The sequence below is a fragment of the Enterococcus sp. DIV0210g genome, assembly GCF_050559705.1.
Lineage (GTDB): Bacteria > Bacillota > Bacilli > Lactobacillales > Enterococcaceae > Enterococcus_B > Enterococcus_B faecalis_A.
In genome coordinates, this window is record NZ_CP187903.1 from 1825690 (window position 1) to 1848464 (window position 22775).

The following is a 22775-nucleotide window of genomic DNA, read 5'->3' on the forward strand; positions in this document are numbered from 1 at the left end:
TAACATCAACGATTTTTCAATGTATTTTTCCAAAAATACCTCTCAGATGCAACGAAGAAAAAAATGTGGGGAATTACTCACTAACTTTTATCTGAGAGGTGTTTTTTAATATATATTTTTACAGAAATCATATTGAACATTGATATATCAACGTTTTAAACTAATTACTAAAATCTAAAATTCCTACAAGTAAAATCCATAGGTAACTCAAAGTTCCTGCGATTTAAAATACTAGCCTCAGAAGCCCTTATAGAAATTTTTCAATTCCCAATCATCTTCTTAAATACCAAATTCAATTCTATGCTGCCTATAATGCGTTCTAAGCGATTTTAAAATTTTTCATATAATTTATCGAAAGTGATTTTAAAAGCTATCAGAAGAAAAAACAGACTATTTAAAATCCACTACATGTTATTTAAATACCCAAATACTTTAAAGGAAACAATATATATCATTAATGATATATTATTGATATATAGATGGTTCTAGGTGGTTTTCCAAAAAAGACATAATTCAAATAAAATAAAAATGATTTATCACTATTTTGTTATATTTAAAAATTCTAGGAAACAAACTTTTGCTATTTGACTAAACCTATAATTCTCTGTTTAATACGGTGGTAACACCACCGATTTATCAATGCTTAATAGTAAAAATTCAAAAAAATGAAAATAAAGTTGCTCAAAAGTCGCTTTCTTCTAGGGAAATATTTCAGTTCGTTTTAGCGGTATATAATATTATAGAAAAAAATAGAATTTTTTTGAAAAAGACCTTTAAAAACATCCCATTTTTCTAGGAGAAAATCGAGATTCATTTTAGGGGTATAGAATAGAATATACTAATATATACCCCTAAAATGAATTGATAAAAACCTATTGATTTTATTGACTTTTATTAACCTCTTTTTCCCAAAAATGAAAAAATAGATGAAATTTAAGAGAAGATTATTCCTAATTCTCCCTATTAAATAAGCAAGATACAATCTTGCTGGAACTCAAAATACAAACACTGATATATCAACGTTTTATAGCTATTTTTATCACACAATTATCAAGTGTAAATAAGTTTTTGCGTAAAGATATGTGTGAAAACAGGTAAATTACCCTAGAATCTATTGACTTTTTTTGACCTTCCCATTTTACACATCTAGAGGGAATATAAAAAGTGCGTATTGATTTTAGAAAAAACACGTAGTTTTCTATTGATTTTATTGGCTTTTATAAGCCTCCTCATTATACACATCTAGAGGGAATATCTTATATAGATGTGTATAATGATTTCTATCAATTATGCCAGTATTTTCTAGGGAAAACTATACGTATTTTTCTTGTTCAATACGCAATTTTGAATTGATATAAAAAGAGATAATATTCTTAATATATAGAAATAATCCTTTATTATCAATGATTTCTAATAGAAAAAGACAGATAGAAACACTACCTGTCTAATATGCTAATTCACTTTATATATAACATTCTTAGATGAATACTTCTCCTTAATCCCTAATTGATTATACAATTCTTTAGTTAGTCTACACGTATTTAAACCATATTTATTGTATATATCCGCTCTTAGTTTCTTAAATCTTTCTGCAGTGTCACGAACCTTTAATCTTCTTGCTTTAGCTAACTTAGAAATAACATCCTTTTCGTATACATATCCTTTTTCTTCTATCTCGTTCATGATAATTCTAACTGAAGCTTTTTCCAATTTCTCACTTGCTTGGCTTAAATTACTGTCTGCTTTACTCATCTTTATTTTTTTCTGTTCAACAAGTGGTTTATAAGATTGTGGAAAATCCTGATAAGCCTTTTCTTCTCCAAAAAGTCTATATACCAATTCATAACTTAAACTACCGACTGTTACTTTATTTTCTCTTAAAACCTTAGCGATTCCTTCACTAACTGCTGTGTTTTCATCCGTCAAGTTTGTTGGTTCGTAGATGTTACTCGTTCTTAGCTTAGTGCAATCTTTCTTTTGTTCCAGTATCAAACCATTAAATATATCCTTAGGAATTTCTGCTTCTGGTTTCTTTTTAACAATCTCAGTAACAATCATATGATAAAGAATTTTTCTTGTCCTATCTAAGCTTACTTTCTTTTGGTTCGTTACTCTAGCTAATTGCTTTGCCAGATTTTTAATGCTGTAATAATTTAAATATCTTAGTTCACCATTATCATCCATATAAACATAATCATACATAAAGTCTAAAACAATAGGAATTTCAACTTGATATTTACTAAAATATTGATAGAGTTCAGGATACGTTTGTTTTAATTCTCCTGATTGTAGTTCTCGCTTAAATTTTTGAGCATTAAATTTACTTTGACCTAGTTGTGAAGTATTTGTTACAGTCGAGCCAGTAAGTTCTACTAATAAATTAACTACTTCGATTGAAGATATTTTTAAATAACGCTCCAGTAAAGAGATAATATTCCCACAATACTTATTGCTGGAAGAAAAACATTTATATAGATATATCCCATGTTCTTCAGCATAAAACACACTTGCACTAGGATTATCTTCTTTATGGAAAATATCAAAAAATGGATTTTCTTCAGATAATTCAAGAAACTCTCTCATGTCTAATGCTTTGAAGTAGTTCATTGCATTATAATCATCAGGAAATTCTTGTTTATAATTATCTCCTAGTTTATTTTTAACAATATCCAATCTACCTAATTTTAATAATTCATAATTAGGTATAGAATCATCAATCATTTCACCACTTATAGCTTTGACCTCTTTAGAAATATCTGTATTTCTTACCTCTGCTAATTTTGTAGTATCTAACCGATTATCCCAATCAATCACTTCATAGCCACTATTGCTTCCAAAAAATAATCTATTGGTTTGACCAACGCTACTATCTGCTTGTGGATACTTTTTAAATAAAGATTGATAAATCTGTTCTATCACTTGATTCTCAGTCACCAATTTGTCTAAATGAAAGACCACTCTAAATTTATCAATTTCAGAATATATATCGCTAAATGTTCGATAGATAAAACTAGCATTCTCCTGCATAAAAGAATCGGCTTCTAAATCTTCAATCGTATATAAATTATTCTCATCCTTGTTATCAAAATCTAACATTACAACTTCTTGTCCTACTATTGGTGTCATTTTTGATAACTTATTCTCTGATAACTCCGCTAACACAACGGTTTTTCCATTTACAGACAATTCTTCCGCAAACTCTTGAATAGTCATTTGTCTTAGATTATTTATAATAGTATTAGAAATCTTCTTTACTTTGTATTGGTCTGGTTTTTCTTTATTTAAAATATTACTTAAATACACTTTCATACTCACTATCCTCCAACATTAACAATCTACCATACTTTCTAACGATTATTTTTTCTAGTAATATAGTTTTTTCTTCTGTCAATCCACGTCTCCCTTTTCGAAAATTGTGCAAGTTTTGGTTATGAATACCGATTGCCTTAGAAAACACTGTCATTTTAACTCCGTAAATTTTATCTAAGATATGTAGCAAAGCTTTTACCTTTTCTTGTTTCTCAATCAATTCCTCTTCTGTTAATTTTTTTACATTCATATATTTATCCTCCATTAATTATTTTATTAATCATTGTTGCCGGACTATATCATCATTTCAATCTGAAGTAAAGTAATTCTGTCACAATCGGACACTAAAAAATAATTAGTGGCTTTTTATCAAAAATCATCTTTTATAACCTCCCTTTTTCTACGACTTTTTTAAATAGATAAAAAGAACTTAATAACCTTGATATATCAAGGTTTATTCTAATTATATATATATCTACATACTAAAAAAACACCTCTCAGATTCATTTAAGCGTAGAATTACCCACAAAAATTTTTTCGTGTCGTTTGAGAGGTGTTTTTTCAAAAATTCATTGAAAAATCGTTGATATTACAATAATCTTGCATTTCTGTCAACAAGTAGAAAACCCTTGATTTTACTGGCTTTTTAAAGGGTCATTTTTTAAGTGGTTTTTGACAATATTTTTGAGATAGATTTTTGTAAAAAAAAGAGACATGACTTTACTCACATCTCTTCTAACAATTCTTTTTCTTTTGTTACTACATGTTTCTCCCAAAGACAAGCTACTAATTCTTCACTGAATAATACTCTCTCTTGTTCTTCAATAGATAAATTTGTAAATTCCGTGTATAGAGCCTTAGCTATTTTATTGATTACTACTTTAGGAATAGTTACATTCGCTTGAACAAATACTTTCTTCACTTTATTTTGAACATATTTCTTTTGGGCTAATTGATTAGTATTCATCTATTCTCCTTACATGAAAAAGTGGTCAAACATTGCAATAGTGAAAAAATATTGTTCAAATTCATCTAACACTCCATCGAACGCTTGTTTATATAAATAAATAGGTTCATTATTATCGGTTAGTGAGACATATACGTTATCCAAATGAGAAGTATTTTTTCCATTTATACTCATTTGGTTGTTTAAAACCGCAAGCGATGGAGCTTCTTCATTTTCTAGACTACTTAACATTTTACTTATATCTCTTGTATCCGTTGCTTGCTTTGAATGGATGGGTTTTACTACCAGTAATGCTTTTTCTACACGATTTTCTTCTGTTACCAAGTCTTTTACAGTGTGTAAACTTATTATTATTTCATCAGCTTTTTGAGTTACTAAATAATAATTTGTTTCACCAGAACCTTGATTTAAAAGCAGAGTCACAAATTTATCATATTTACTACTATCAATTTGTTGATTTGAACCAATTTCTGTTACCTCTACTACTTCGGCTTTAGAGTTACCTATATAAAAAAATGGGTTTGAAGCACTAGGATTCCCATTATAAAATAAAGTGCCTACATTTAATCCATCCATCTCAAAAGCTTCATAAATATCTTGTTGATTTACAACAATATTCGTATTGAACCTATCATCCTCAGTTTTTATCTTATTTTCTAATAATATTTGAGAATTACTTTCATCATTTTTCAGCTGTTTAAATTCATCTATTACACTTAGTTCTTCAACTTCTTCAGTTGAATCTGTAGATATATTACTGTTAGAACTACTTTCAATTTCAATAGCTTCTTCTTTAATTGTCGAAATATTGCTATTAACTGCTTTTGCTACCACTGGTTCATTTATTTGTGAATATAAATAGGCTCCTGTTCCACCGCTTATCAGAACAATTCCAATTAAAGCTGTTCCAATTTTCATCCATTTTTTCATTTTATTCACCTCTTCTGTTATCTTTTATTAAATAAATTAATCACAAACACTATTCCAGCAACAAATAAAAAAGAAATAAACAGATGTTGAAAAATAAAATCTAATACATGTATCGCGACAGCAATGATAATTACTGCAAAAATTATCCAAGCAATGCATCCACACCCTTTTTCTTTCTCATCAGGAACTTCTACCATTTCCTGAAAAATACGACCACCTTTTAATGCCATTTTCTCAATCCTTTCTCCTCTTTAATTATATGAATCGAACGTTCGTTTAAAACCAACAAAAAAAGCTGATAATTCTGAAAAGAAAACATCAGAGTTATCAACCATGCTATGTATTTATATTTTTTTATACTTCAGCAGTAACAAACGAACGTTCATTACCGGCAATTATTATACCAGATTATATATAATCATGAAGCTATCATCTAGTTAAATGATACCGTTTTTTTATATTATATACTGTTTTAATACAAACGTCACATTTTTCTGCAATTTCTTTTTGCGTTAAATCCGTTTCTACATATAACTTTTTAATTTTATTGATAGTTCGTTCGTCTAATCCCCTATTGCCCAATTGAACGCCATTTTCTTTTAAAATTGCCAATGCTTCTTTGGTTCGTTCAGATATATAATCGGCTTCCAGCTCTGCAATAGCCGATAATATAGTAAAAATAACTTTTCCCATCGGTGTCGATGTATCAATATTTTCTTTAATACTAATTAAATTGATACCTTTTTCTTGCAGTTCACTCATGATATTTACTAACTGCTTAGTAGAACGACCTAACCTATCAATTTTATAAATAATTAACGTATCTCCTGCTTCTAAAATATCCAATGCTCTATTTAATTCTTTACGATTTTCTTTCCTTCCACTGATTTGTTCAATGAAATAAGAATCAATTACATAACGATTAAATGCTTCTTTTTGAACTTCTACCCCTAGATTTTGATTATTTTTACTTGTTCGGATATAACCTACTCTCTTTGCCATAATAAATTTCCTCCTTTCTTTCTAATTAGTTTAATTCAAAAATAATTTTAAATACAAAAATACCCCGACTAACTGGGAAATAGTCAGGGTAAATGAAAATTTTATCACACATAGAGGTGAATATTTCAAATGGTTCTCGTCAAGGTATACTTATATTATTACATAAAAAATAATGATTGTCTATAAAACAAGTTATCCCTTTACTTTTTTATTACACTCCTATAAAATCCAGAAAAAACACTGACATAACAGTAACCAGTCATAAAAAACACGTTCTAAAAAATTGTATTTAGATACGCACTTGATATAATTAATATAGATATAAAATAACAAATAAATAATTTTAAATCTGTCAAAAAAGGAGGTATTTATGTATATAAATAAACAAATAAACCAATTATGGAAACAGATAGACTATTTAAAACAAGTACATGGGATTCCAATTACCGTTATTTCTCACAAAACTGATATTCATTATCAACATTTATTGAATTTCTATCATGGAAAACTTACGTTAGGTTCATCTGGTTTAAAAAAACTACATGAAGGAATAAAAAAGCATTATAGGGGTCAGTTAGGAATTTAAAAGAAAAGGAGGTTACAAAAACTATGACAAATGGTAGTTCACAAGGTATTATCGTTATTATTGCATTAGTTATATTTGGAATATTTTGTTTAACAAGTTATGTATTATTTAAAGATACAATGAAACCTGCATTAGCTAAAATTTATTGTGATGCCTTTACTATAACTAGTAAAAATACAGGTTTTGGTGGAGGTAAATGTAGTGTAACTAATGATAATCAGAAGGATAAAATTCAACGGACATATTACAAAATTCGCGAGGCAACGCCTGATAAAGGATGGAGTGAAGTATGGGTCTTAGTCAAAGAACTAGATAATGGACATGTTGAAATTATTGATTCTGGTAATAAAGACCAATTTTCTGAAGGAGATTTGGGAGCTACTCTTATTGGAGATATAAGTTTCCCAGATACAGTTGGTAATAATTTAACTATAGAAAACATTGGAATATCTGCTTTTAAAAATGCTAAATTTGATAATGTGATGAGATTGCCATCTGAATTGATTATCTTAGATGATTATTCTCTCCAACAATCACATTTCTCAGGTGAAGCACGATTTCCAGAAAGGTTAGAAATCATTGGTATTGAAGCATTAAGAGATTCAAGATTTACAGGGGAACTTCCTGAAATGCCTAATATTAAAGAAATTAGGGATAAAGCTTTTAAAGAGTCTGAATTTGAAGGGAATTTACCAAATCTACCTAATGTTGATTTTGTTGGAGAAGATGCTTTCCACAATTCTAAATTTACAGGTTCTTTTAACGGTATTGGAAGTAATGTAGGAGTAGGTGGTTCAGGTTCTAGAAATGGCTCTGACAGTGGTTCTGGTGGCACTGGCAATGGTTCAGGAAATGCCTCTGGTGGTTCTGGAAGCAGTCATGGATATAATTCTGGTGGTGGAGTTGTAATTGCAGATGGTGCATTTGAAAATTCTAAATTTACAGGAAAACCAAATATCCCATCTAACATATCAATTATCGGTGACAATGCCTTTAAAAACTCTAATTTCACAGAACTTGATTTGAAAGACAACACAGAATTAATTGTCATTGGAGATAATGCTTTTGAAAATTCTAATTTATCAGGTGTTTTGTATTTACCAGATAGCGTAAAATATATTGGTGATAAAGCATTTTATAGTAGTAAATTCATTAATAAGGATTGGATATTACCTAAGAAATTAGAACATATTGGGGATTATACTTTCTATAATAGCACTATGCAAGGCAATCTAACAATGAAAGATAATCTAAAACACATAGGAAATTATGCGTTTTACAACAGTTACAGTGATGTTGTTGTAACTGATAAAGTGGGAATATCTTATGGAGAAACTACTGCGTCAGTAAATAAAAGATATACCTTAAACTTAACAAATAGTTTAGAATATATTGGAAATAGTGCATTTGAAAATGCTGTATTCACAGGTAATTTTGAAATACCAACAAACACTAAATTTATTGGGGATAAAGCATTTGCTAACAGCTTTAGAAATTATTCAATTGGTGAAAAATATATTCGGACAGAAGTTGCACCTAATGGATGGTCTTGGAAATATGATTTTTATATTCACTATTATAAATCTCAACCAACATTTAAATTCAATGAAAATATAGAATATATTGGTGCAAATGCTTTTTATAACGCTCATTTTAAAGATATATCTACTGTCGTTCCTAAAAAATTGCATACAATTGGAACAGATGCATTCAACTTATCCTTTGGAACACAATCAAAAACTGAATTTAAAAAAAGTAGTTTAAAAATGTATAAAAGTAAAAAAAATACACCATATCATACACAAACAATCAAAGTTGGAAAAAATTTGATTTCACATAATTTAGAAAATGTTGAAATTGTGGAGTGATAATTATAGGCATGGGTCTTCCCATGCCTATTTTAATTGGAAAATACATCTATGTATCGCTCATGCATTGAGCGATATTATTGTCACACACCACTTTTATAGTCAAGTCGATTTATACACAACGTTCAAATTTCCATCTGTTATTTATCGATGCTATAATGAAGGGGTAATGTAGGGTTGGGACACTTTTATTATTGGGATACTTCCAAGGGATAGTTTCGAGAATTAATAGTTTTTTTTATGATGTAAAAAACCTACATAAACCCTACATTATTAACTAATCATCCCCTACACAATCCCTACATTAACCCTACATAAGTGTTTTTTTCAAGAAGTTAGATGATAACAAAATGAGAACTTTTGTGAGAACTTTTTGAAAACTATAGGAATTCTGAGGGTATTTTTGAAAAATCCCAATGGAAACCTCCGTAGAATTCTCAAAACAGCTGCCCATTCAAATTTTACAAAATTTTAAACTACTAACACACCTATTTAGAAAGGGATACTTTAGTGAGGATACTTGTGGGGATAAATCTTCAATTCTAATCATAGACAAAATAAAAAATATGTATACAAAATTATAGGAGGGTGGATTTGAGTCAAGACCTCGGACACGATTTGCGAGAGTTTTTTTCGAGATTCCGGCGGGCGAGTATCTCATCGTTTCGACCAGCCGTCAAACCAAAACCGTTTGACCGCTGATCGAAGCGATGAAGTTGAAGCCCTGTGGAAATCTCGCAAAAAAAATGTAGGTGGCAGCTAGGAACTATGCCTGCAATGCCAACTCCTCCATCTGATTTGGTGTTAAATAATTAATACTGCTATGGATTCGCTTGCGATTGTAAAATCCTTCAATGTATTGAAATAACGCTAAATGAGCGGCTTCAAAGTTTTCATACGCTTTTGATGGATAGACTTCTTCTTTTTTGAGTGATGCGTGAAATGATTCGATACCGGCATTATCGTAGGGACAGCCCTTACGACTGAAGGAGTGCCGGATGTTTAATTCTTTCAGCTTTACCTCGTAGGCTTCGCTGGTGTACTGAGAACCCAAATCTGAGTGGATGACTAGGTTCTCGGAGGGTATGTGGTTTAAGAGCGCATGGTCAAGGGTTTCGATGACCAATTCTTTGGTCATCTGCTTGCCAAACTTCCAACCGATGATTTTCTTTGTGTGGAGGTCTTGGATAGTGGAGAGGTAGGTCCAGCCATCTTTTAGGGTATGAATATAGGTGATATCTGTCACCCATTTTTGATTGATCGACGTAGTGGTGAAATCTTGGTTTAACAGGTTTTTGCGTCCTTCACTTTTAACTTTCGCTTGCTTGCCAGGCTTGTATTTTTTGAGGGTGATTGAACGTAAGCCCAACTTTCTCATCAGTTTTTGTACTCGCTTTAGGGACAAGGTTTCGCCGCGGCCAACAAGAATCTTATGAATTTTGGGCGCACCATAGATACCCTTGTTTTCAAAGTAAATCCCCGAAATCAAGCGGCTTAGGCGTTCGTTTTCTGATTGGCGTTTGGAAGGCTTCTTTTTCTTCCAGTCATAGTAGCTGGATTTTGGTGTTTCCAAAACGGTACACATCTGTTTTACGTCATGATCATTTGCATTTGATTGAATAAATTCGAAGACATCACTCGTTTTTACTTTTGAGCGAATATGGTTAAAGCCTTTTTTAGGATGGTGTTTTCCTCCTGCATGCGGGCCATTTCCTTTTTCATTGCTAGGATTTCTGCCTCAGTCATGCCGGTTGCTTCATTCTTTGTATGAAGCTTCTTCCAGCGATAAATCGTTTGTGTAGCGATACCATATTGCTCTGCCAGTTCCTCGACCGATTGGCCAGACTGGTTTAAATCTAAAATCATCTTCTTAAAGTCTTCATCAAATTTTTTCTTGGCTTTTGCCATCTTGGACACGTCCTTTTCTTAGTAGTTAAATTCTACCAAATCGTGTCCATGAAATCATCTTAACATCAGGGAGTGAAATTGAACATACTAAGTGTAAACAAAAGAGCAATAGATTCTGATGAATTATTTCAACTAATCGACAACTCAGGTGGCATATATGAATCCACACTAATAAAGCTACTTCAATGTAATCGTATTAGTTTAGAAAGTCGGTTACAAACACTTGAAAACAACAAAATGATTACTAAACAAAAGTTAGGAAAATATTTTTACTATACTAATAGCTTTGAATCGAATAATTTACAACTATTAGATATACAAGCAGACGTTATTCAGAAGTTAATTAAGTATGCTATTTTTACAGATAATATTCGACTTATTACTAATCACGATAAACAAAAAGAATTACTTGTTTCTTGTCATTCATCAGGGAGAACAAACTTTTCTACTAACGAACAATTAAAACAACGAGCAAATATACTATATAATCAATTAGCTTCTATTGAAAAAAAGGAACTGTTTTTAGAATTTGTAAAAAATGAACTTACTAAATTCCCAATGAAAATTTCTGCTATTACCAATAAAGTAACCATAGATTATCATACAAGTTCTTTAGATACTATTGAAATCTTAGCTATTCCTAATGCTGATTATTTACCTATTATTGAAGCAAGATTAGATGATTTTTCATATAAAAAACTAGATAAAAATAGGCAATATATTCGTGATGATATTTTAGTTTATATACAGTCCTTAAATAGATTTTACTATTTTACTAAAAACCAAAATAGACAATATGAGACGAAAAAAATTGGCTCAATCATGGATTTCTATTATGCGTTAAGTAAATATTCAAAAGCTAAAAACTCTTTCTATTTTTCCTCAGATAAAAATGATTTTAACACTGCACATTATCTTTACTATAAAAGCGATTCAAATAGACAGAAATATAATACGGTTCAAATAAAAAGAAACAAACAAAAAGCACACTCTTAATTGACTGTGCTTTTTGTTTTCTTAAAAGAATGTTGAAATAAGTGCTAAAATAGCTAAACCACCTTGGGTTAGAATAATTTTTTTATCACTTGTAATACTGCCATATAATGCCACTAAAATAATATAAATTATTAGTAATCTACTCATTTCGATTGGATTACTTGAAAGAAAAACACTATATAATAACCCAACACCAATCAAACCATTATAAATACCCTGATTTTTAAAAAGTGTGTTTAAAGCTTTGCTTTTTAACTCTTCTTTTGTCATGTTAAATACTCGACTTGTAGCGTCTGAAGTTGTAGCAAACGTTTCTAAATATAGGATATAGAAAAATTCCAAAGCTACTAAAACAATCAATACTTTTGATAAAATTGACATTTTTTCTCCTTTCTTAACGATTTATTTTTATTACTATCAAATTATATGTTATTTTAAGTGAGTTGTAAAATATCTTATAACCATCAATTTAATCTAACGGATTGAACTTATCCAAGCTAGCTCGTATTTCTTCTTCTTCTAATCCGATGTATCGGATAGTCACTGCTTGACTAGAATGATTCAAAATTTTCATCAATGTGGGAATATCCCTGAATTGTCGATAATACTTATATCCGAATGTTTTTCTCATGGTATGAGTGCCAATATAATCCAATTCCAGAACACTTGCGACTCTTTGAAGCACTTTATAATATTGATGAGTGCCTAGAGCTTGTGAATGGTCTGAAGGACGATAGAAAAGCCAATCAGATTGCCTATCGTGATAGGTATTCAAATAATCAATAATTAGACTTGTTAGATTCGATAAATTTAAATCCCTTTGCTTGTTCGTCTTTTTTTCAACAATGATAGTTGTCGTTTTATTTTGAACATCAGACACTTTTAAATTTAAAATATCAGAAATCCGCAAGCCAGTGAAAATGCCTATGGTAAATATTAAATGGTCTCTTTTCCCATGCTTCCCTTTGTTTAACTCAGATAAAAAATCTAGCATTACCTTCTTGTCTTTAATTGGTTTTACATTAATAATATTCCGTGTCATTTGACCTCCTCCTATAAGTTATTGATGGGATACTTATCTGTTCATTACTGATTAAAGTATCCTTTTCATCTTTATAGTTTATTTAGAAGTTGATTTATCAACATCTGCTAGGGATACTAATTATAAAAGTATCCATTACAAGGACCTTTATAGCATCATAATTTGTAGGTTGCAAATTTGTAGAACACACAATCACAAGTGATTAAATATATGAAAATCAAAAGGAAAACACTATTTAAGCATGTTCTCCTGAATTTGACTACTAATTTAAAGTATACTACCCAAAGGACTTGTCTTTACCGCTTTATCTACTAATTGTTCATCCGTGATACTACTGATATAAATTTTCGTTGTATCTAGTTTGGAATGCCCCAACATCTTACTTATTGTAAAAATATCTTGCCCCATCTGCAAATTCTTTACCGTCCAATAATGCCTTAGTGTATGAGGACTACACCTAACAGTTGCCCTAACGCCTGCTCTCTTACCTGTTTCTTTCAATATCAATTCAATATTCGTCACCGTCTTAATTTTTCTTCCTGTTTTCCCTAAAAATAGCTGTTCATCTAATTTCCTTGTTTTGCCATGATAATTTCTAAGTGTATAAAAATGACTATCTCGAATCCTTCTATATCGAGTAATAAAATAATTTAATTCAGATGAGATTGGCACTACTCGCCATTTACTCCCCTTTCCTAATATTCGGATATAGTTTTCAGCTAAATCTGTATCCTTTAAATTTAATAGTTCAGATACACGTATACCTGTATCTGCTAAAAGAGCAATAATACACTTATTTCTTGCTCCTAAATAGGTATCAAATTTCCACACATTCAGCATATCCTTTACTTCTTTATCATTGAATGTAGTTAATAATGGCTTTGTTTCCTTTAATAATCTTATAGTTTCTAAAGGACTAACTCTGACTACTTTCTCAGCTACTAAATAGTTCCAGAAAGCTTTGTGAGTTTTTAAAATCGCATTTATATAACTACTTTTTAATTGGCAATCCAATAAAAAACTGATGAACAACTTATAATGAATTTTCGAAACATCTTCAATTAAAATCGGTGAACTAATTTCTTTTTTGTAATAGTCTATAAATTTTCGATGATGTTGTTCATAAGACTCAATCGTTCTTTTTGAATAATTTTCCAATTTCAATTCTAACAAGTATTCCTTTACTAATCGTTCATAGTGCATAAAAAAATGCCCCTCTCATGTCATTAGTTGACATAAGAAAGGCACTTAGCAATAATACTAGAACATAAAAGTAGAAACACTTTTTACACTAATTTTATCATTTCTGAAAAATTGGTATAGCTGCTTTTACATTACCAGATTATTTATTTTTTAAGTTGTAGAATGATTGTAGTCCTTTGTATTGAGCTACTTCACCTAATTGGTCTTCGATTCTCAGTAATTGGTTGTATTTTGCAATACGGTCAGTACGTGAAAGAGAACCAGTTTTGATTTGGCCAGCGTTTGTTGCAACAGCGATGTCAGAGATTGTTGAATCTTCTGTTTCACCAGAACGGTGAGAAACAACTGCTGTGTAGCCAGCTTCTTTAGCCATTTCGATAGCTTCGAATGTTTCTGTCAAAGTACCGATTTGGTTAACTTTGATAAGGATTGAGTTAGCGATTCCTTTTTCAATACCTTCTGAAAGTTTTTGAGTGTTTGTAACGAACAAGTCGTCACCAACTAATTGAACTTTGTCGCCTAGAACTTCTGTTAATTTTTTGAATCCGTCCCAGTCGTTTTCGTCTAATCCATCTTCGATTGAGATGATTGGGTATTTAGATACTAATTCTTCGTAGAATTTAACCATTTCGTCAGTTGTTTTTTCGCCTTCGCCTGAATCAGCTAAAACGTAAACACCTTTTTCTTTGTCGTAGAATTCTGAAGAAGCTGCATCCATTGCAAGAACTACGTCTTTACCAGGTACATAACCAGCTTTTTCGATAGCTTCGATGATAACTTCGAAACCTTCTTCGTTAGAACCAAGGTTAGGAGCAAATCCGCCTTCGTCACCAACAGAAGTAGCTAATCCGCGGCCTTTTAAGATAGCTGCTAAAGCGTGGAATACTTCTGCACCCATACGTAGAGCTTCTTTAAATGTTGGTGCACCAACAGGCATGATCATGAACTCTTGGAAGTCGATTGAGTTGTCTGCGTGTGAACCACCGTTGATGATGTTCATCATTGGAGTTGGTAAAACTTTTGTATTGAATCCGCCTAGGTAGTGGTATAGAGGTACTTCTAGGTAGTCAGCAGCTGCACGAGCAACAGCGATAGATACACCTAAAATTGCGTTCGCACCTAATTTACCTTTGTTAGGAGTTCCGTCTAATTCGATCATAGCTTTGTCGATAGCCATTTGGTCGCGTACATCGTAACCAATGATTGCTTCAGCGATGATGTTGTTTACGTTGTCAACAGCTTTAGTTACACCTTTGCCGCCGTAACGAGATTTGTCTCCATCACGTAATTCAACTGCTTCGTATTCACCAGTTGAAGCTCCTGAAGGTACCATTCCGCGTCCGAATGCGCCGCTTTCTGTGTATACTTCTACTTCGATTGTTGGGTTACCACGTGAGTCTAAAATCTCGCGAGCGTAAACATCAGTAATAATTGACATGTTTTGTCTCTCCTTTTAATTAGTGGCTGTCCCAAAGCTCCTTTTGCAAGGAAACTCCAAGACGCCGATTTGTTTTTCCTAAGGGATTTCCCTTATTTACGATTTTAGTTAATTTTCAGCGGAAGTGCAAATATTTCTTGCAGTTTTCCACAAATTTTCACTAATTATTTTACAGCTTCTAATAAAGCTAAGAAAGAATCAGCTTCTAAGCTGGCTCCGCCGACTAAAGCTCCGTCGACATTTTCTTTTGCCATATATTCAGCAATGTTTTCTGGTTTTACAGAGCCGCCGTATTGGATACGTACTGCTTCTGAAACTTCTTTACCGTATAATTTTTCAACTGTTTGACGTACTACGCCGCAGATTTCGTCAGCGATTTGTGCGTCTGCAGATTTACCAGTTCCGATAGCCCAGATTGGTTCATAAGCAATCACCATGTTTGATACTTGTTCAGCTGAAAGATCAGCTAAACCAGCTGTGATTTGTCCTTCGATCCATTCAGCTGTTTTGCCAGCTTCATAAGTTTCTAAAGATTCACCACAACATAGGATCGGTGTCATGTTGTTTGAGAAGATTGCTTTTGCTTTTTTGTTGATGTCTTCATCTGTTTCGTGGAAGTATTCACGGCGTTCTGAATGGCCGATGATTACATAGTGAACACCTAGGTCAGCCAAAGCAGCTGGTGAAGTTTCACCAGTGAATGCGCCTGAGTTTTCCCAGTAGCAGTTTTGTGCTGAGATTTTTAGTTCTGTTCCTTCAGCTGAAGTCATTAATTCTTGTAAGAATAAAGCGGGTGATCCGATAACTGAATCCACTTGCTCGTTTAAAGGGATGTTGTTTTTCACTGCTTCAGCAAAATCTTTTGCTTCTTTAGCAGTTTTGTTCATTTTCCAGTTACCAGCGATGATTGGTTTACGCATGATAATATGCACTCCTTTTCAGATTAACGTTTTACTTTGACAAATAATTTAGTAATTATTTATCGTTGATTGCTGCCAAGCCTGGTAATTCTTTACCTTCTAATAACTCTAAGCTTGCGCCGCCGCCTGTTGAGATATGTGTAAATTTATCAGCAAAACCAAGTTGTTCAGCTGCTGCTGCAGAGTCTCCGCCGCCGATGATTGTTGTTGCATCTTCAAGGTTAGCGATTGCTTCACAAACGCCGATTGTACCTTTAGCAAAGTTGCTCATTTCGAATACGCCCATAGGACCATTCCATACAACTGTTTTCGCACCATTCAATGTGTCAGCAAATAATTTTACTGATGCAGGGCCGATGTCTAGAGCCATCAAGTTTTCAGGGATGTCTCCTTCAATCACTTCTGTTTTCACATCGTTTGAGAATTCTTCTGCACATACGTTGTCGATTGGCAAGACTAATTTGCCGCCTGCTTTTTCGATCAATTCTTTTGCTAAAGCAACTTTGTCTGCTTCAACTAAAGATTTACCGATTTTGATTCCTTTTGCTTCGTAGAATGTGTAAGTCATTCCGCCGCCGATCAAGATTTTGTCAGCTTTAGGGATCAAGTTTTCGATAACACCGATTTTGTCAGAAACTTTTGCTCCGCCAAGGATTGCTACCATTGGACGTTTTGGTTCTTCAACTGCTTCGCCGATGAATTTGATTTCTTTTTCCATCAAGAATCCGGCAACTGTTGGGATACCTGTTGATGCGATACCAACGTTAGATGCGTGTGCGCGGTGAGCTGTACCGAAAGCATCGTTTACGAATACATCGCCTAATGAAGCCCAGTATTTACCTAGGTCAGCATCATTTTTGCTTTCTTTTTTACCATCAACATCTTCAAAACGAGTGTTTTCAAAAACGACTACATCTCCGTCTTTCATGTTGCTGATTGCAGCTTCTAATTCTTCGCCGCGTGTTTCAGGAACAAAAGTAACTTCTTTTCCTAATAATTCGCCTAAACGTTTTGCAACTGGAGCTAAAGATTTTCCTTCTTTATCTTCTTCAGTTTTTACACGTCCTAGGTGAGAGAAAAGAATTGCTTTTCCGCCTTGTTCAAGCACATAGTTGATTGTTGGCAAAGCTGCTTTGATACGTGTATCATCAGTAATAACGCCATCTTTCAATGGAACGTTGAAGTCAACACGGACAAGAACTTTTTTATCTTTTAACTCGATATCTTTTACAGTTTTCTTAGCCATTGAGATTCCTCCTAAAATAACTTCATTATCAAAAAAAGCGGAGAAGCGCGATTGCTTCCCCGCTTTTAAGTGTACATGTTTGAAATTTACACTCGTACGTGAATCTTATAATTTAGCGAAGTATTCTAAAGTACGTACTAATTGTGCAGTGTATGACATTTCGTTGTCGTACCAAGCAACAGTTTTAACTAATTGTTTGTCGCCTACTGTCATAACTTTAGTTTGAGTTTCGTCAAACAATGAACCGAAAGTCATTCCAACAACGTCAGAAGAAACGATTTCGTCAGTGTTGTAACCGAATGATTCGTTTGCTGCTTCTTTCATTGCTGCATTTACTTCATCAACAGTAACTTCTTTGTCAAGAACTGTTACTAATTCAGTTAATGAACCTGTAGCTACAGGAACACGTTGAGCAGCTCCGTCTAATTTACCGTTCAATTCAGGGATTACTAGGCCGATAGCTTTAGCAGCACCTGTTGAGTTAGGAACGATGTTAGCAGCAGCAGCGCGTGCACGACGGAAGTCTCCTTTAGGGTGTGGTCCGTCTAGAGTCATTTGGTCACCTGTGTAAGCGTGGATAGTTGTCATTAATCCTTCAACAACACCAAATTTGTCGTTCAATGTTTTAGCCATAGGAGCTAAACAGTTAGTAGTACATGAAGCACCTGAGATAACTGTTTCTTTACCAGTTAATGTTTCATGGTTTGTGTTGTAAACGATTGTTGGTACATCGTTTCCACCAGGAGCAGAGATAACAACACGTTTAGCACCAGCTTTTAAGTGTAATTCTGCTTTTTCTTTTGAAGTAAAGAATCCTGTACATTCTAGAACGATATCTACGCCTAGTTCGCCCCATGGTAATTCTTCTGGGTTGCGGTTAGCTAATACTTTTACTTCTTTTCCGTTTACGTTGAATGAACCTTCATGAACTTCAACAGTACCGTTGAAACGTCCTTGAGTTGTATCATATTTCAACAAGTGTGCTAACATTTTAGCATCTGTCAAGTCGTTGATTGCAACTACTTCGATTCCTTCTACGTCTTGGATACGACGGAATGCTAGACGTCCAATACGTCCAAAACCATTAATACCTACTTTAACTGTCATTTAAGATTTCCTCCTTATGAAAATCAAAAAAATATTTATTTTAAAGGGTTACCCCTTTTAAAATCTCGTTTGCAGCAGCTTCATCTGTGATGAGCCACGTTTGTTTTGGTGCGTTCTTCATATATGCGCGTATCGCTTTGGCTTTTGATTTTCCGCCAGCGATCGCAATGATGATCGGCACCTGTGTCAAGTCTTTCAGTTCAATGCCGATGCGCGGTACTTTGTACACGACTTCGCCATTCTCATTGAAAAAATATCCAAATGATTCTGCAACAGCATTTGCTTGCTTCAGCATGATCAATTCATTCTCAGACATTTTTCGTCGAGCTGCCATATGCAATGCACGACCAATACTATGAATAACACAATTTGCCTGACTAATCAAGTTTAAAACCTCTTGGATCGACGGTTCACTCAATAATGAGTTATATGTCGCCAAACTTAATTGTTCCGGGACATATAATGCCCGGTGATCTCCGTTTGCTTTTGCAGCCATTTTTGCACTTACAGAATTTGCCTGCACTGTTACTGCTTCACCGATACCGCCTCTTGCAGGTACGAACAAGTTATGCCGTTTATTTGTTTCCAAATTCGTCAACTGTTCTGCTGCGGCAGCCATTGTCGTTCCTCCCATGACAGCAATAATATTATTGCCTTCTGGAAGAAGCAGATCCAATGTCTCATCTAAAGCATCACCAAATGCTTCGGCAACTTTGGATTGGTCTTCGCTGTTTCCTGATGTTACGATACAGCGTTGATTCCCAAAATAGTCAGCCAGTTTTTTTTCTGTCTGATGCATACCTAGAAGCTGGTCCATGAAGTTTTCCAGATTTTGGTAAACTTCCTCGCCTTTTTTCGTCAGCGACATACCGCTCTTGGATGCGTTGATCAGTTGTAGATTCTTCAAAAGATCTGTTTCTGTTCGTAAGACTCGTTCTGTCATCCCCATACTTTCTGCTAAACTTCTTCGACCGATGGGCTGCATCCAATAAATATTTCTCAAAATCTTGAAACGCTCTTGCAGAACGTCGATAATATCTGGTGCCACAGCTTCAATCATTTTCATCTCATCCAGCATAGCGATCTCCTTGGTTGGACATTCAACGTCCAATGTAGACTTAAAACGACCCATATACGTTAAAAAAATAGTCAGTCTTTTGATTTCCTTGCTATTACAAAAGAAAAATCTCAACCTCACGACTGTTAGTCTACCAGTTTATTTGACATTTTTCAACCATTACGGCTGGAAAAATAAAAATACTTTTCCAGCCGCAATTGTCGATTAATTATCATATCGCTTTCTTTTCGATGAACTAGGGATTCCTAGAGCGTCCCGATATTTTGCTACAGTTCTTCTGGAAATGGCAATTGCTTCTTCTTTTAAGAGTTCCGCAAGTTTTTGATCCGATAACGGCTTCGCTTTGTTTTCCTGATCGACTAATTCTTGCAGCTTTTTCTTAGCCATATCTGCAGAAAGATCTTCTTCTGATTGTTCTTGGTTCCCTGCGTTCCCAGATAAACGTGTAGTAAAAAATTTCTTGAACTCGAACACGCCGAATGTCGTCTCCATATACTTTCCTTGGACTGCACGGCTGACTGTTGACTCATGGACATCAAGCTGATCTGCTACTTCTTTCAATGTCAGCGGTTTGATTGGTCTGCTGGGATTCAAGAAAAATTCTTTTTGACGTGACACGATGGCTTGGGCGACTCTTAGGATCGTATCACCTCTTTGTGCCAACGTTTTTTTCAGCCAATCGAATTCTTGTTTTCGTTCATTCAGATATTTTTCTGTTTCTTCATCTGCTTTTTTCTGCATTTGTTGAAAATAGGTTGTTTGAAATTGCACAGCAGGCTGTCCTTTTCGGTTCGAAACAACTTGGACTTCTTCTTCGTGAATCAGGACACGAACATCAGGTACGATATAGAGTTCATTGCTGTTATCAAAGACACGGCCTGGACTTGGACTTAATGTTTGGAGATAATCAAATATCTGCTGGATTTCTGTCAAATCGGTGTTGAATCGTTTGGCGATGTCTTTCCATTTACGTTCAGCAAGCTGATCGAAGCACTCTTCTAAGACTATGTACGCTAATGCAGGAGCTGAATCGTCTCTTTCCGTTTGGAGCATCAAACATTCTTGCAGATTTCTAGCCCCGACGCCTGCAGGTTCCAATTGCTGCAGCAGAGTCAACGCATCAAGCATTTGGATATAGGATGCGCCGATTTCGACCATAGCTTTTTCAAGATCGATCGTCAATAATCCATTGATATCGATATATTCAACCAGATATAAGACGATTTTTCTCAAAAAAGTATCCCGATAATTGAGATGGATTTGTTCGATCAGATATTCAAATAATGAAAGATTCGTATCAGGTATCTGATTTAGATAACTTGTTTCTTCACCTGTGTAACTCGTTTTTTTATAATCTGGCTGCCAATCAGGTTCGATTACTTCTACTAGAGGATTTTCCAACGCTTGGTTTTCAATAAAAGCAAGGAGCTCTTCGCTGTTATATTGCAAAACTTGGATCGATTGTTGTAATTGCTGGGTCATGGCTAGTTTTTGTGTTTGTTGTTGTTTTTGTGCGAAATTCTGTTGAAATTTCATTTTTTCCACTTATCCCCTTGTTTTTTTTTGATTGTTTCGATACAATTACCTTTGTATTTGCGTCCTTAGTGTAGTGGATATCACGTAAGATTCCGGTTCTTGAGACGGGGGTTCGATTCCCTCAGGACGCGTTTAGTGCTATTTTAGCACATTTGTCTAGTCTTTGCTTTGGTATTTTGAGAGTTTTTACTTGTATAGAATAGGAAAAGCTGCCGTGCTCTTTTTAAGGGTGCGGCAGTTTTTTCTATAATTATATTAATAGAAAAAGGCAGAATACATTGCCGTCCAAATATAAAAAATAAAGAAGCAAAGGAACTCCCTTGCTTCTTGCAGTATAGTGTTGACTTAAACTTTCTTATTTGAAAGAATCCGTACGTCAACGCATCTTGATCAAAGTAGAGAATGGCTTAAAGCTTACTCTTCTTCGTCAGGATACTCTTCGCTGTCGTATTCTTCGTCATCTTCATCATCATCGTCGTCTTCAATGATGCTTAGATCTTCTTCGATGTTTCCAGGCAGGTCTTCTTCATCGTCGTTGTCATCGTCTGCGCCGATTTCTTGCAAGTCAGAATTGTAAGCTGCGATTTCTTCATCATCATCGTCATCAAACAGATCTTCATCGTCTTCTTCATCTGCTAAATCACTATCTTCTGGATCATCATCGTTATAGTCGATCGCGTCTTCATCATCATTGATAAAGGCATTGACTTTTTTACGTTTACGTCGGCGTGGTGTATCTTCGTCTTCTTCGTCCATTCCGTGGTTCACTTCTTCATCGATTGAATCAATGGCATACCATGAACGTAAGCCCCAGCGATTATCGCCTAAAGAAATAAAACTGCCATCAATATTCAAGTCAGTATAAAATTGTGCCAATGCGTCACGGATTTCACTATCTGTTTTACCTAGGTATGTTTGGATTTGATTGACTAAATCAGAAAAATCCATGACATCCCCATGTTGTTCTAAGATCGCATGTGCAACTTCGATCATAGATAATTCACTTTTGTTTGCACCTTCAAAAACACTAATTTCCAATCAGGACACGTCCTTTCACAGTCTATCCTTTATCATACAAAATCAGCGCTTAAAAATCAATTCTTTCTTTGAATTTTAAGCAGTAAAATCTAAATCCAAATGATACTCGCCGACTTTTTCATTCGACATGAACAAATCATAATCAATAATGACTCTTCCAGAAGTTGGCCGATCTTTTAAGCTGACATGCAGTTTTTTCGCAAATGTTTCCATTTGGATCATGCCATAAGGAGTGTTGTAAGTCGTTTCCAAGCGCTCTTGATAGCCAAACTTCAACCGCATGCGGACTTCTCCTGCTCGCATCAATTGGATATGACCGTCAGGAATGATCTTGATCGTAACAGGGGCTTCCTGACCATCTTCTTGTACTTCCTGGTAACGTATGTATAACGTATCGCCGATTTGCACCATTTGTCCCTTTAAATCAAAGTAGAAGTCTTGTGTCCCCTCCTTTTGTTTGACTGTCGTGCTGAGTTTTATTGAAATCGGTGTACCTGTTGTTAAGTCCATTGTTCATTCTCCTTTACATCTCATAGGTTCATTGTTCCCAGTTTCCTATCTTTTGTCAACCAACTCGTTTGATTTTTTCTAGATAAAAATC

Annotated in this window: 21 protein-coding genes and 1 tRNA gene; 4 read left to right on the top strand and 18 right to left on the bottom strand. The window is 34.0% G+C overall.

Annotated features, from left to right (window positions below):
• Positions 1-1452: 1452 nt before the first annotated feature.
• The 6 genes from IGI64_RS08880 to IGI64_RS08905 form a co-directional block, all read right to left on the bottom strand.
• Positions 1453-3309 (bottom strand): hypothetical protein, encoded by a 1857-nt coding sequence (locus tag IGI64_RS08880; protein WP_430596447.1) that lies wholly within the window; start codon positions 3307-3309, stop codon positions 1453-1455.
• The gene (locus IGI64_RS08885; protein WP_010829372.1) at positions 3290-3559 is read right to left on the bottom strand and encodes a hypothetical protein; all 270 of its coding nucleotides are present in this window, start codon (positions 3557-3559) and stop codon (positions 3290-3292) included. The genes IGI64_RS08880 and IGI64_RS08885 overlap by 20 nt, the downstream gene beginning before the upstream one ends.
• A gap of 474 nt (positions 3560-4033) precedes the next feature.
• Positions 4034-4276 (bottom strand): hypothetical protein, encoded by a 243-nt coding sequence (locus tag IGI64_RS08890; RefSeq protein WP_053108546.1) that lies wholly within the window; start codon positions 4274-4276, stop codon positions 4034-4036.
• Positions 4277-4285: 9 nt separating this feature from the next.
• Positions 4286-5206, bottom strand: coding sequence for a hypothetical protein (locus IGI64_RS08895; RefSeq protein WP_430596448.1), 921 nt, complete (start codon positions 5204-5206; stop codon positions 4286-4288).
• Between the two features lie 17 nt (positions 5207-5223).
• Positions 5224-5436, bottom strand: coding sequence for a hypothetical protein (locus tag IGI64_RS08900; RefSeq protein WP_053108542.1), 213 nt, complete (start codon positions 5434-5436; stop codon positions 5224-5226).
• 199 nt (positions 5437-5635) lie between these two features.
• Positions 5636-6208 carry a recombinase family protein gene (locus IGI64_RS08905; protein WP_088775026.1) on the bottom strand — a complete coding sequence of 191 codons (573 nt, stop codon included), beginning with the start codon at positions 6206-6208 and terminating at the stop codon, positions 5636-5638.
• Positions 6209-6578: 370 nt separating this feature from the next.
• On the opposite strand from IGI64_RS08905, the gene IGI64_RS08910 reads away from it, so the two are divergent.
• Entirely contained in the window at positions 6579-6794 is a 216-nt protein-coding gene (locus tag IGI64_RS08910; protein ID WP_088775025.1) for a hypothetical protein, read from the top strand.
• A 23-nt stretch (positions 6795-6817) separates the two neighbouring features.
• Complete coding sequence (locus tag IGI64_RS08915) at positions 6818-8662, top strand: leucine-rich repeat domain-containing protein (protein WP_430596449.1); 1845 nt, start codon at positions 6818-6820, stop codon at positions 8660-8662.
• A gap of 766 nt (positions 8663-9428) precedes the next feature.
• Here IGI64_RS08915 and IGI64_RS08920 read toward each other — a convergent pair.
• A protein-coding gene (locus IGI64_RS08920) for an IS3 family transposase (RefSeq protein WP_430596444.1) occupies positions 9429-10570 on the bottom strand; the annotation gives its coding sequence in 2 pieces (ribosomal slippage) (positions 9429-10342 and positions 10342-10570; 1143 coding nt in all).
• A gap of 72 nt (positions 10571-10642) precedes the next feature.
• On the opposite strand from IGI64_RS08920, the gene IGI64_RS08925 reads away from it, so the two are divergent.
• Positions 10643-11566 (top strand): hypothetical protein, encoded by a 924-nt coding sequence (locus IGI64_RS08925; protein ID WP_430596450.1) that lies wholly within the window; start codon positions 10643-10645, stop codon positions 11564-11566.
• 21 nt (positions 11567-11587) lie between these two features.
• On the opposite strand, the gene IGI64_RS08930 is transcribed toward IGI64_RS08925, so the two are convergent.
• The 9 genes from IGI64_RS08930 to rpoN all read right to left on the bottom strand — a co-directional run bounded on the left by IGI64_RS08930 (position 11588) and on the right by rpoN (position 21136).
• Positions 11588-11947 (bottom strand): DUF1304 domain-containing protein, encoded by a 360-nt coding sequence (locus tag IGI64_RS08930; protein ID WP_430596451.1) that lies wholly within the window; start codon positions 11945-11947, stop codon positions 11588-11590.
• An 88-nt stretch (positions 11948-12035) separates the two neighbouring features.
• Positions 12036-12608 carry a tyrosine-type recombinase/integrase gene (locus IGI64_RS08935; RefSeq protein ID WP_430596452.1) on the bottom strand — a complete coding sequence of 191 codons (573 nt, stop codon included), beginning with the start codon at positions 12606-12608 and terminating at the stop codon, positions 12036-12038.
• A gap of 267 nt (positions 12609-12875) precedes the next feature.
• Positions 12876-13811, bottom strand: coding sequence for a tyrosine-type recombinase/integrase (locus IGI64_RS08940; protein ID WP_430596453.1), 936 nt, complete (start codon positions 13809-13811; stop codon positions 12876-12878).
• A 139-nt stretch (positions 13812-13950) separates the two neighbouring features.
• Positions 13951-15249 carry a phosphopyruvate hydratase gene (gene eno / locus IGI64_RS08945; protein WP_430596454.1) on the bottom strand — a complete coding sequence of 433 codons (1299 nt, stop codon included), beginning with the start codon at positions 15247-15249 and terminating at the stop codon, positions 13951-13953.
• Between the two features lie 164 nt (positions 15250-15413).
• Positions 15414-16169 (bottom strand): triose-phosphate isomerase, encoded by a 756-nt coding sequence (gene tpiA, locus IGI64_RS08950; protein ID WP_429940216.1) that lies wholly within the window; start codon positions 16167-16169, stop codon positions 15414-15416.
• A gap of 55 nt (positions 16170-16224) precedes the next feature.
• Positions 16225-17415 carry a phosphoglycerate kinase gene (locus tag IGI64_RS08955; RefSeq protein ID WP_429940217.1) on the bottom strand — a complete coding sequence of 397 codons (1191 nt, stop codon included), beginning with the start codon at positions 17413-17415 and terminating at the stop codon, positions 16225-16227.
• A 105-nt stretch (positions 17416-17520) separates the two neighbouring features.
• Positions 17521-18522 carry a type I glyceraldehyde-3-phosphate dehydrogenase gene (gene gap, locus IGI64_RS08960; protein ID WP_429940218.1) on the bottom strand — a complete coding sequence of 334 codons (1002 nt, stop codon included), beginning with the start codon at positions 18520-18522 and terminating at the stop codon, positions 17521-17523.
• A 40-nt stretch (positions 18523-18562) separates the two neighbouring features.
• Positions 18563-19654, bottom strand: a complete 1092-nt coding sequence (locus IGI64_RS08965; RefSeq protein ID WP_016623431.1) for a sugar-binding transcriptional regulator — start codon at positions 19652-19654, stop codon at positions 18563-18565.
• A 150-nt stretch (positions 19655-19804) separates the two neighbouring features.
• Positions 19805-21136 (bottom strand): RNA polymerase factor sigma-54, encoded by a 1332-nt coding sequence (gene rpoN, locus IGI64_RS08970; RefSeq protein WP_016623430.1) that lies wholly within the window; start codon positions 21134-21136, stop codon positions 19805-19807.
• Between the two features lie 59 nt (positions 21137-21195).
• On the opposite strand from rpoN, the gene IGI64_RS08975 reads away from it, so the two are divergent.
• A tRNA-Arg gene (locus IGI64_RS08975) sits at positions 21196-21267 on the top strand.
• A 283-nt stretch (positions 21268-21550) separates the two neighbouring features.
• Here IGI64_RS08975 and rpoE read toward each other — a convergent pair.
• Together rpoE and IGI64_RS08985 are read right to left on the bottom strand one after the other, a co-directional pair.
• Complete coding sequence (gene rpoE, locus IGI64_RS08980) at positions 21551-22174, bottom strand: DNA-directed RNA polymerase subunit delta (RefSeq protein ID WP_016623429.1); 624 nt, start codon at positions 22172-22174, stop codon at positions 21551-21553.
• A 75-nt stretch (positions 22175-22249) separates the two neighbouring features.
• A complete protein-coding gene (locus IGI64_RS08985; RefSeq protein ID WP_016623428.1) occupies positions 22250-22684 on the bottom strand; it encodes a DUF1934 domain-containing protein in 435 nt (144 codons plus the stop codon).
• Between the last annotated feature and the right edge of the window lie 91 nt (positions 22685-22775).

Coding starts and splice junctions, on each gene's coding strand:
- IGI64_RS08880 (WP_430596447.1), bottom strand. CDS start 3,309: ATGAAAGTGTATTTAAGTAATATTTTAAATAAAGAAAAACCAGACCAA.
- IGI64_RS08885 (WP_010829372.1), bottom strand. CDS start 3,559: ATGAATGTAAAAAAATTAACAGAAGAGGAATTGATTGAGAAACAAGAA.
- IGI64_RS08890 (WP_053108546.1), bottom strand. CDS start 4,276: ATGAATACTAATCAATTAGCCCAAAAGAAATATGTTCAAAATAAAGTG.
- IGI64_RS08895 (WP_430596448.1), bottom strand. CDS start 5,206: ATGAAAAAATGGATGAAAATTGGAACAGCTTTAATTGGAATTGTTCTG.
- IGI64_RS08900 (WP_053108542.1), bottom strand. CDS start 5,436: ATGGCATTAAAAGGTGGTCGTATTTTTCAGGAAATGGTAGAAGTTCCT.
- IGI64_RS08905 (WP_088775026.1), bottom strand. CDS start 6,208: ATGGCAAAGAGAGTAGGTTATATCCGAACAAGTAAAAATAATCAAAAT.
- IGI64_RS08910 (WP_088775025.1), top strand. CDS start 6,579: ATGTATATAAATAAACAAATAAACCAATTATGGAAACAGATAGACTAT.
- IGI64_RS08915 (WP_430596449.1), top strand. CDS start 6,818: ATGACAAATGGTAGTTCACAAGGTATTATCGTTATTATTGCATTAGTT.
- IGI64_RS08930 (WP_430596451.1), bottom strand. CDS start 11,947: ATGTCAATTTTATCAAAAGTATTGATTGTTTTAGTAGCTTTGGAATTT.
- IGI64_RS08935 (WP_430596452.1), bottom strand. CDS start 12,608: ATGACACGGAATATTATTAATGTAAAACCAATTAAAGACAAGAAGGTA.
- IGI64_RS08940 (WP_430596453.1), bottom strand. CDS start 13,811: ATGCACTATGAACGATTAGTAAAGGAATACTTGTTAGAATTGAAATTG.
- eno (WP_430596454.1), bottom strand. CDS start 15,249: ATGTCAATTATTACTGATGTTTACGCTCGCGAGATTTTAGACTCACGT.
- tpiA (WP_429940216.1), bottom strand. CDS start 16,169: ATGCGTAAACCAATCATCGCTGGTAACTGGAAAATGAACAAAACTGCT.
- IGI64_RS08955 (WP_429940217.1), bottom strand. CDS start 17,415: ATGGCTAAGAAAACTGTAAAAGATATCGAGTTAAAAGATAAAAAAGTT.
- gap (WP_429940218.1), bottom strand. CDS start 18,522: ATGACAGTTAAAGTAGGTATTAATGGTTTTGGACGTATTGGACGTCTA.
- IGI64_RS08965 (WP_016623431.1), bottom strand. CDS start 19,654: ATGGGTCGTTTTAAGTCTACATTGGACGTTGAATGTCCAACCAAGGAG.
- rpoN (WP_016623430.1), bottom strand. CDS start 21,136: ATGAAATTTCAACAGAATTTCGCACAAAAACAACAACAAACACAAAAA.
- IGI64_RS08985 (WP_016623428.1), bottom strand. CDS start 22,684: ATGGACTTAACAACAGGTACACCGATTTCAATAAAACTCAGCACGACA.